This is a genomic window from Endozoicomonas sp. YOMI1 (assembly GCF_024606345.1).
Classification (GTDB): Bacteria; Pseudomonadota; Gammaproteobacteria; order Pseudomonadales; family Endozoicomonadaceae; genus Endozoicomonas.
Genome location: NZ_JAHHPM010000080.1, coordinates 1 through 9716, shown reverse-complemented (window position 1 = coordinate 9716; position 9716 = coordinate 1). Strand labels below are relative to the sequence as shown.

Sequence of the window (9716 nt, the reverse complement as noted above, 5' to 3'; positions counted from 1 at the left end):
TAAAAAACGTAACGCACAAATTCTGCTGGCAATTGATGAAAATAAAAATCCACTGACGCATGAACAGACGTCCAAAGCCTTTCGCGTCAAGTCAGTTACTATTACCCGTTTACGGCAGCGCTTGGTAGAAGAAGGTCTCGAAGTAGCCGTACATGGTAAGCGGAGTCATCATGGATCAAAGCCAATACTTGATGGGGACGGACAGGCTCATCTTATCTCCATCGCTTGCTCACCGCCACCTGAAGGCTGTGCCCGGTGGACATTGAACCTTATCAGGGATCGTATGATTGAGTTGGAATATGTCGATTCAATTTCAAGAAGCACCGTTCACAAAGAGTTAAAAAAAACGAAATTAAACCCTGGCGCAAAAAAGAGTGGTGCATCCCTGCTGGAGAAAGTGCGGAATTTGTAAGTGCCATGGAGGACATTCTTGAGGTTTACAAGCGCCCCTACGACCCGAAGCGTCCTCTGGTTTGTCTTGATGAGTCTAACAAGCAACAAATTATCGAAGTCAGAAATCCCATTCCCATGGAACCCGGAAAGCCCGAACGATACGACACAGAGTATGAACGCAATGGTGTCAGCAACCTTTTTATGATGTTTGAACCGCTATCAGGCTGGCGGCATGTGGAGGTGACGGATCATAGAACGGCAATAGACTGGGCTCACCAGATACAGTACCTCGTGGATGTTCGCTATAAAGACGCCGAAAAAATTGTTTTGGTTGAAGACAATCTGAATACTCATTGTCCTGCATCGCTGTATAAGGCCTTCTCCCCTGAGGAGGCTCGGAGAATGCTTGACAAACTGGAGTTCCATTACACACCGAAACATGGAAGTTGGCTGGATATGGCAGAGATAGAATTGAGTATATTAAGCCGCCAATGTCTTGATAGACGCATCCCGGATCAGGAAACCCTTCGCAGAGAAGTGAAAGCCTGGGAAGAAAAGAGAAATCAGCATCAAACAAGGATGGAATGGCGTTTTACCACTGAAGATGCACGGATAAAGCTGAAAAGGCTCTATCCGACTTTGCCGGATCTGGATCAAAAGGAATAAGACGCCAGACAGATATTGAGTACGACAAAAGTAACCTGACAAGTCAGGATTTTTCTACTGCTTGTGGGTGATGGATAACTCTGTCTGAAAAACAGCACACTGTAGATGATCACAAAGATTTTACATGTAAAAGTGTGTTTAATCAGGCGTTGTACTGAAGTTTGTCCTGATAGACAGAGAAATAAGCTAATCAGGCTTTTCATGTATCAAGTATGGAAAGACAGAGTACTAGATACAGACTTCATGCCTTCTATGTTTGCTCACTTTGTCGAGAAAGAAGTACTCGTTATTCACATCATCCTGTCGGAGTCGATGAGTTACTGTCATTTATTGACCTGAACGTTAATTTCATTGTGTGAATAATATGTTTCACACTACTCACATTGTAATCTAACTGAAATAGATCATTGATCAGATTTCTAACATTCATCGCGGTCCATTTTCTGTCATTAATGCCAAAATCAGAGGGTTTCTGACGTTCCAGGATGGTCCTTAACTGCTTTTTTTGCTTACCAGTCATGGGTATGCAAGGAACCTTTTTCTGGCGAGAGAATTGACCTGATGTTGTGCCACATACTCCTGGCCGTGGCATTTTATATTTGCTAAAGAGTCTGGACAGTTCCAGCTCTTCTCTTTTTCCAGACAAAAACTCCTGAATATATTCATTGAGGGTATTGGCAGGGAAGAATGATCTCGCTTCATCAATCAGATCCTGATAGCGGCTTAACTCCTCTTTACGCTGTACATAAATCTGCTCCTGAACATAAAAATCCGGTGTTATACATTCCAGAGGGTTATGACAGTTTATATCGTTAGAAGTCAGAGGACTTCTTTGCTCCGGGTTATTTCCGGAAAAGTCAGTTCCTGCTATTGGCATTTCATATCGTTCGAAATTCTGTCGGAGACTGCATCGATCAGGCATCTGTTTTTCTGCCCGAAAAGGGATTGAAAGATTGGGAAACCCACGGCCATCAGAGAAACGCCCAGCGGTTGTTTTTTCCTGCATTTCTCCATCAGATAACACTGGCATGGTACTGCTTACATCAGACAGATAATCGCGAGTACTGCTGAACAATGGTCCAGAATATTTGCCACCACCGTATTTTTGCTGGGCTGTGACGCCCTCGCCAAAATACCCCGCGCAATAAACAAGACTGACAGAACGATAAGGGTAACCTCTCTCAAACCAGCGAGCACCCCTTTCAATCCCTAAACCCGCAGGGCCAGCCATTTCTCTCTTGGGCATCACCTTTTTGCATTGATGTGAACAAAAGCAGGCTGATTCACCCGCTATTCCTGGTAACTCAACATTGCCATAACTTACGAAGGTCGGCGTTGAAGCTAAATAGGTGTATTCAGGATAAGCCATGAAGAAAGCCCAAATAAAAAATGATCAACGTAAGAGCAATCAATTAGACAGAATTAGACAACTAAATATGAAAGAAATTTCATAAGTACGAAGCATTCCTCTGGTACAATAAAACTATATTGTGATCAAAGCAGGTGTTCATGAGACTGACTTTTCTGGGAACTTCGGCAGGAATGCCCACCACCGAAAGAAATGTCACGGCACTGGCACTGGCAATCGATGATACCAGACAATGGTATCTGGTGGACTGCGGTGAAGGTACGCAACATCAGCTGCTTCGCTGTCGATATACCCTCAACAATCTCAAAACCATTTTTATTACTCATGTTCACGGCGATCACATGTATGGCCTGCCCGGGCTGATTACCTCTGCCAGCATGCAGGGGCGGCAGGCACCCCTGACCATCTGCGCCCCCGATGGCGTTCAGCAGTTTATTGAGGCGGCATTACATTATGCAGATGTCTTGCAACTGCCATTCAGTATTGAGTTTATTCGCAGCGACCGGTCAGCTTTTCACTATCAGGATACCCAGGTTGCTGTCACGGCTCACCAGCTCTCCCATCGTGTGCCAAGCTTTGCCTATCGTTTTGCGGAAAAAACACTCAGTACCCAGCTGAACATTCAGCAGCTGAATGCACTGGGCGTTCCCAGGGGAGAGCTATGGGGACTTTTACAAAAAGGGCAGACCATTACTCTTGAGGATGGCCGGAAGATTCGCCCTGAACAGGTTCTGCAACCACCACCAGCCAGCCGGATTGTCATCATTGCCGGTGATAACGATAAGCCAGAACTGCTTATTGATGCTCTGCAAGGTAGCCACCTATTGGTCCACGAAGCCACACTGACCGACGCCGCCCTGCAAAAAGCCGGACCTGTCTGGATGCACAGCTCAGCCCGGATGGTTGCTGAAGCAGCAGAGGCCAGCGGTGTTCCCAATTTGATTCTTACCCACTTCAGTGGACGTTATCAGCGCTCTGCTGAGGCAGGTGCCAACAGTATCCATGCGTTAAAGACAGAAGCCGAAACGTACTATTCGGGTAATATTGGCCTGGCCCGTGATTTCAGTACCTGGGTATTGGATAGAGCCGGTCAGCTGGTTGAAAGTTAGGAACTGTCGTTTAATGACTTCATAAGCGCTGCCCGTAAAAAACAGGTCGCCTGTGCTTATACGGGAAGCGGGAAGCGGGAAGCGACCTTAATTAAGTTGATGACCTGCTAATCGTGATATACTCCCACGCTTAATTAATACTGAAGTAGATAATTAATGTCTGATATTTACCAAACCATGGAAGAACGGGTCAGCTACGGTATTGGTCGCCAGATGGGTGACCAGCTGGCCTCCAACCCCATTGCGGGCCTATCTATTGACGCGGTTCTGGCCGGTCTTGCAGATGCCCTGAACGGTGTCGAAAGCGCTGTTGCTCACGAAGACCTGCACGCTGCCTTTACTGAAATGCAAACGCGCCTGCAGGCAGAAGAAGCGGAAAAAGCTTGAGTGCTTGCTGCTGAAGGTGAGCAGTTCTTCGATAACTACCTCAAATGAAATAAATGTTCCTTCTCGAATTAAAAATCAAACTAAAAATAAATATTCATCTATTATGATACTTTGTAAAAATCTTGAGATCGGAATAAATAGATAAAAGATTTAAAGGTAAGCTACCGATGAATAATTTCAATTCCTATTTTGGTCAGTCCGGTAGGTATCCAATGCCTGGCCAACTGCCGCAGACATCAATGCCTAACCGGCCTGATCATCAGACACCGTTTTCACCTAGCCAGCCAAGCCATTCACCAACAACCGCAAAGACTGCAAATGGCTTGTCGTGCGCACCAGCCCGACCTACTTCTTTCATGAATCAGGCCGCTTCACAGCCTAATGACAACAGGCCCTCATTACAGCAGGAGTTAATACCAGTTGAATATAGAGAAGTAACTCAATGGAGAGCGGCAACCATTCGAGCGACGCCAGAACAATTACGTGCATTCGAATTCTTTCCGGATGTTTTACTGAATGATGGCTTTACCGAGATTCCCTATGCCGGTGGCCTTTTACCGGCTGGCTCTCTCCCGGATCAAGATATACAGGTACACACCGTCATATCATCTACTCGAAACCGGCAAACACAGCCAGTACCAGCACAAAGGCATTCTTTGCCGGTAGAATCTGATTCTGGCCGCCCCTCTTACCCTACGCAATATTATCAAAGCTACCACTATCCTCACAGAAACCGACCTAAAGGCTTATAACGTGTGGTGGTCAGATTTAAAATTCAAAAGATGATATTGCCACTTGATCCTTCATCAGGGCTGTTGTGGATAAGTGCAACTTATCCACAACCGGGACGACAGAGAAGCTTACTTAACCAGCAGTGACTTTCCTGACATCTCGGCAGGCTGTTCCACGCTCATCAGTGCCAGCAGGGTCGGTGCCAAGTCCGACAGGATACCATTCTTTAGCTGAATGCTTTGCGGGCCAGCATACACCAATGGCACCAGCTCACAGGTGTGGGCAGTGTGAGCCTGACCTGTAGTCGGGTCTTCCATCTGCTCGGCATTACCATGGTCAGCGGTAATCAGGCACTGGCCACCCACCGCTTCCAGGGCTTCCAGCACACGACCAATGCTCTCGTCTACCGCTTCAACCGCTTTAACCGCTGCATTGAAATCACCGGTATGGCCAACCATGTCGCAATTTGCGTAGTTACAGACGATCAGGTCGTGTTCGCCGCTGCGGATTTCCTGAGTCAGACGATCGGTGATTTCCGGAGCACTCATCTCTGGCTGCAGATCGTAGGTAGCGACTTTTGGCGAAGCCACCAGCACCCGCTTCTCGCCATCAAACGGCTCTTCACGACCGCCGCTGAAGAAGAAGGTGACGTGAGCGTACTTCTCGGTTTCAGCAATTCGGAGCTGGGTTTTGCCCAGTTTCTCCATGTATTCACCCAGCGTGTTCACCAGCTCGCTGGGCGGAAATGCACAAGGCGCATGAATGTCCGCTGAGTACTGCGTCAGCATCACAAAACCGGCCAGATCGGCCACACGGCTACGCTGGAAACCATCAAAGCCCTGATCAACAAACGCACGGGTGATTTCACGGGCACGGTCAGCACGGAAGTTCATAAATACCAGTGCGTCGCCGTCGTTCAGTCGGGCCGCTTCAGCACCAATCACGGTGGCTTTGACAAACTCGTCGTTTTCATCACGCTCATAAGCGGCTTTCAGGCCTTCAACTGCGGTTGCTGCAGCGAACCCGGCCTGGCCATCGGTGATAAGGTCATAAGCCTGCTGCACACGATCCCAGCGGTTGTCACGGTCCATAGCGTAGTAACGGCCAATGAGGCTGGCAACACGGCCAATGCCTTTTTCCTGCAACATGGCATCCAGCTTTGCCAGGGATGATTCAGCGCTGCGCGGTGGTGTATCACGGCCATCCAGGAAGGCATGAACATAAACTTCTTTGGCACCACGACGGGTAACCAGTTCAACCATGGCATGGATATGGTCTTCATGGCTGTGAACACCACCCGGAGATACCAGCCCCATAATATGCACGGCTTTACCGGCATGGATGGCTTTATCCACAACGCCGGTAATCACTTCATTTTCGTAGAAGCCACCGTCCTGAATGGCTTTGGTGATGCGGGTCAGCTCCTGGTAAACCACGCGGCCAGCACCCAGGTTCATATGGCCAACTTCACTGTTACCCATCTGGCCACTGGGCAGACCAACGTCCATTCCGGAACCGGAAACGAAGCTGTGCGGGTTCTCTTGCCACAGACGATCCATTACCGGCGTTTTGGCGGCCAGAATGGCGTTGCTGTCTTTTTCTTCACGGTAGCCGTAACCATCAAGGATGATCAGGGCGGTAGGAGTGCGCTTATCAGTCATGGGCTCTTAACCTTGGCGAACTGGAAGGCTGGTGAAAAGGCTGCGCCTGGAAGAGTGTCCGGGAACAGGCTGCATTTTTGTCGCGTCAGCCTGCATCAGCTTTGAACCAATCTCATGGTGAGTGGAATGGCTCGCATTCTACCTGCTTTGCCGCCGGTTTCCAGTGAAATGCCTGTCTTGATTGAACAGCGCAAACTATCACACCAGAGGGCGTCAACCGGCGATATCCCTTGAAAGTCTCTGCAATTTCCTGAAATTTTCCGCACAAATATCACCGACAGCTTTAGATACGGTCATTTTAGTTGGCGGTGGCTTTTTGTACTAACGCACACTACATACAAAAAGGCCTACAAAAAGCCTGCCAGCTTTTTTCCGTCGTCCTTCCCTTACTTTCCTGAGGCGGGATCAGTATACTTGCCACCTTTCAATTTATAGATTGACAGCTTGTCGGCATGGAACAATTCATCGAGTTTATCATTAACCACCCCCTGCACGTTGGTGCACTGGTGGCGCTGGCCAGCGCATTGGCCTTTACTGAAATGCGCAAGGGTGGACAGAGCGTCTCCACCGCTCAGCTGACCCAGATGGTCAACCAGGATCAAGGTGTGGTGATCGACGTTCGGGAAAAAGCAGATTTTTCCAAAGGTCATATCGTCAACGCCATCAACGTTCCCTATACAAAAATCAGGGAACGAGCTGGTGAACTGGAGAAATACCGTGCAAAGACCATTATTTTGGTCGATGCCATGGGGCAGCACAGCGGCAGTGTCGGCAAAACCCTGAAAGCCGAAGGCTTTGCCAATGTGGTCAGACTTCAGGGTGGGATGTCCACCTGGACCTCTGACAGCCTGCCAGTGGTCCGAAAATAGGCTCTGGCTGGACAATCTGCACGATCATTACCAAAATGCGTTATTCGCTTGGCTTAACATTAGCTCATCAAAAGTAAGGAAATGACAATGGCTGAAAATCAGCAGCAGGCTTCTCAACAGCAGCAGGCGCCGCAGTTTGCGTTGCAGCGAATCTACACGAAAGATATCTCCTTTGAATCGCCAAAGGCCCCTGAGATTTTTCAGAAGCAATGGCAGCCAGAAGTCAAACTGGACCTGAGCACCAGCAACCGTCCTCTGGAGGAAGGTCTGTACGAAGTGGTTCTGTCCCTGACGGTAACGGTGGAAAACGGTCCTGAAGGTAGCCCTCCTGGCAAGAAGTCAGATAATAAGGAAACCGCGTTCGTCACTGAAGTGCATCAGGCAGGCGTCTTCCTGGCCAAAGGTCTGGATGAAGAAGAACTGCACCGAACCCTGGGTGCCTTCTGCCCGAACATCCTGTTCCCGTATGCCCGCGAAGCCATCGACAACCTGGTACTGCGGGGCAGCTTCCCTCCGCTCATGCTGGCGCCGGTGAACTTCGACGCGCTGTATATGCAGGCACGCGAACAGCAGTCTGCCAAGCAGCAGCCGGAAGCCGTGAACTGATAATTCTTAGCCGACTTCTTTCTGAAGTCGGCTTCCTTTTCCTGCCCATCAACGCCCATCCCTTTGCCTCCGCTGTAATAACCATCTAAAGTCATCACAAAGGAAAGCTAACAGGCAAGGAGCCTGTCGGACTTAAGCGTCCGTAGCGAGGATTGCGAGAGATTCTAGACCAATTTATCGCAACCGCAACAGGACAGTCTTAAGTCCGACAGGCTCCAGGGTAAGTACAATGAACGACTTATATGAACGTGACTTTTATTCCTGGACTCAGAAACAGGCCAACCTGATTCGCGAAGGCAGGCTTGCGGAGCTGGACTTGAATAATATTCTGGAGGAACTGGAAAGCATGGGCAGAAGTGACTACCAGGCTCTGCAGTCACGGCTGACCGTACTGTTCATGCACTTATTAAAATGGAAATTCCAACCAGAAAGAAGAAAAAAGAGCAGTAGCTGGGAAAGAACCATAAAAGAACAAAGGAAGCAGATTGAGCGTTTACTGCTGGACTCCCCGGGACTGAAAAGCAAAATTGACGAAATGCTGCCTGTCGCATACGAACGAGCCGTAGAAGACGCCCATGATGAAACCAACCTGCCAGTCAGCTTATTCCCAAAACAGTGCCCGTGGAGTTTCCAGCAAACGGCGGATAAAAACTACTGGCCTTCCGGGTCTAGCGCCCACCAATAAACCCCATTTGCCGCCAGGCTTCATAAACCATCACCGCCACCGTATTGGACAGATTCAGGCTTCGGCTGTCCGGCAGCATGGGTAATCTCAGCACCTGCTCTTTAGGCAAAGAATCCAGAATATCTGCAGGCAAACCACGGGTTTCCGGACCAAACAGCAGAGCATCTCCTTCACGAAACGCGCAGCAACTGTAATTACTGGTACCCTTGGTACTCAGAGCCAGCACCCGGCCCGGTTTGACGGATTCCAGAAAACCCGGGTAGTCCGGATGAATCTTCAGCTCGGCAAACTCATGGTAATCCAGCCCCGCCCGCTTTAATCGCTGATCATCCAGCTCAAAGCCCAAGGGTTCAATCAGATGCAGACGAAAGCCGGTATTGGCACAGAGGCGGATAATATTACCGGTATTGGGGGGAATTTCCGGCTGGTAGAGAACAACATCAAGCATGGGCAGATCCAACAAATGACAGAGTGCCAATCATAGAGCATCTATGGGTTGGGTGGCATTAGTTGGGTTGGGTTCGCTTCCCGCTGCCTGCTTCCCGTAAAAGCTTAAGTACAGTGGCTATGGACCGGGAAGCAGCCAGCAGCCAGTGATACTCAGTCTGATTAGCCAGCACCTTCCAGGTTAGCTATTGTTAGCTAATCGAACCGAAGGATTTACCCATATCTGAGTCACCCGCTTCTGAACCTGACCGTATTATCAACATGCATGAAGCAAAAAGTCGCTTATCTCAGCTGGGAGAGCTGGCCTGGCGTGGTGAACGGGTAGTGATCTCACGGGCAGGCAAACCCTACCTTGAACTGATTCCTTACCGTGAGCGAAAAGCCCGGAAACCCGGACTTCTCAAAGGCAAAATTCACCTGTCCGATGATTTTGACGAGGCAGACGATGCCGTTATTGATCTGTTCGGGGGCAATCAAGCCTGAATGACAGATTTTGTGATCAGTGGACCGAATATTCGCATTTTTTCTAAGGATCGGCCCCGGCGGCCTGCAGGTCAGCAACCAGCTCCCGGTGGCCGTTCTGGGCGGCGATGTACAGGGGGGTGGCGCCATCTTTGCGCGGTGCATTGACCGAGGCCCCGGCGGCCAGCAGGTCAGCAACCAGCTCCCGGTGGCCTTCCATGGCGGCGATGAACAGGGGAGTGGCGCCGTCCTCGCACGGTGCATCGACCGAGGCTCCGGCGGCCAGCAGGTCAGCAGCCAGTCCCCGGTGGCCTTCCTGGGCGGCGATGT

General features: G+C 49.7%; 10 protein-coding genes and 1 pseudogene. 7 read left to right on the top strand and 4 right to left on the bottom strand.

All coding sequences use genetic code 11. The annotated features are described in order from the left end of the window. Window positions 1-121: 121 nt before the first annotated feature. Window positions 122-1059: pseudogene (locus tag KDK15_RS02980) on the top strand (IS630 family transposase). A gap of 295 nt (window positions 1060-1354) precedes the next feature. Here the strand turns inward: KDK15_RS02980 and KDK15_RS02975 are convergent. Next, window positions 1355-2290, bottom strand: a complete 936-nt coding sequence (locus KDK15_RS02975; protein WP_257293881.1) for a hypothetical protein — start codon at window positions 2288-2290, stop codon at window positions 1355-1357. Between the two features lie 278 nt (window positions 2291-2568). On the opposite strand from KDK15_RS02975, the gene KDK15_RS02970 reads away from it, so the two are divergent. Both KDK15_RS02970 and KDK15_RS02965 read left to right on the top strand, forming a co-directional pair. Next, complete coding sequence (locus tag KDK15_RS02970) at window positions 2569-3537, top strand: ribonuclease Z (RefSeq protein ID WP_257293880.1); 969 nt, start codon at window positions 2569-2571, stop codon at window positions 3535-3537. 156 nt (window positions 3538-3693) lie between these two features. Then, window positions 3694-3924, top strand: coding sequence for an FKBP-type peptidyl-prolyl cis-trans isomerase N-terminal domain-containing protein (locus KDK15_RS02965; protein ID WP_257293879.1), 231 nt, complete (start codon window positions 3694-3696; stop codon window positions 3922-3924). 860 nt (window positions 3925-4784) lie between these two features. Here the strand turns inward: KDK15_RS02965 and gpmM are convergent. Next, a complete protein-coding gene (gpmM, locus tag KDK15_RS02960; RefSeq protein WP_257293878.1) occupies window positions 4785-6317 on the bottom strand; it encodes a 2,3-bisphosphoglycerate-independent phosphoglycerate mutase in 1533 nt (510 codons plus the stop codon). Window positions 6318-6769: 452 nt separating this feature from the next. Between gpmM and KDK15_RS02955 the strand changes: the two genes are divergently transcribed. The 3 genes from KDK15_RS02955 (at window position 6770) to KDK15_RS02945 (ending at window position 8477) form a co-directional block, all read left to right on the top strand. Beyond that, window positions 6770-7186, top strand: coding sequence for a rhodanese-like domain-containing protein (locus KDK15_RS02955; protein ID WP_257293877.1), 417 nt, complete (start codon window positions 6770-6772; stop codon window positions 7184-7186). A gap of 87 nt (window positions 7187-7273) precedes the next feature. Next, on the top strand, window positions 7274-7792 hold the full coding sequence (gene secB / locus KDK15_RS02950) for a protein-export chaperone SecB (protein ID WP_257293876.1): 519 nt from the start codon (window positions 7274-7276) through the stop codon (window positions 7790-7792). Between the two features lie 229 nt (window positions 7793-8021). After that, window positions 8022-8477, top strand: a complete 456-nt coding sequence (locus KDK15_RS02945) for a DUF29 domain-containing protein (protein ID WP_257293875.1) — start codon at window positions 8022-8024, stop codon at window positions 8475-8477. Here the strand turns inward: KDK15_RS02945 and trmL are convergent. Further along, a complete protein-coding gene (gene trmL, locus KDK15_RS02940; RefSeq protein WP_257293874.1) occupies window positions 8461-8925 on the bottom strand; it encodes a tRNA (uridine(34)/cytosine(34)/5-carboxymethylaminomethyluridine(34)-2'-O)-methyltransferase TrmL in 465 nt (154 codons plus the stop codon). The two genes, KDK15_RS02945 and trmL, sit on opposite strands and share 17 nt — an antisense overlap. A gap of 260 nt (window positions 8926-9185) precedes the next feature. Between trmL and KDK15_RS02935 the strand changes: the two genes are divergently transcribed. Continuing rightward, window positions 9186-9407, top strand: a complete 222-nt coding sequence (locus KDK15_RS02935) for a type II toxin-antitoxin system Phd/YefM family antitoxin (RefSeq protein ID WP_257293873.1) — start codon at window positions 9186-9188, stop codon at window positions 9405-9407. A gap of 43 nt (window positions 9408-9450) precedes the next feature. Here KDK15_RS02935 and KDK15_RS02930 read toward each other — a convergent pair. After that, window positions 9451-9716: ankyrin repeat domain-containing protein (locus tag KDK15_RS02930; protein ID WP_257293872.1), on the bottom strand; the 266-nt coding region annotated here is incomplete at its 5' end.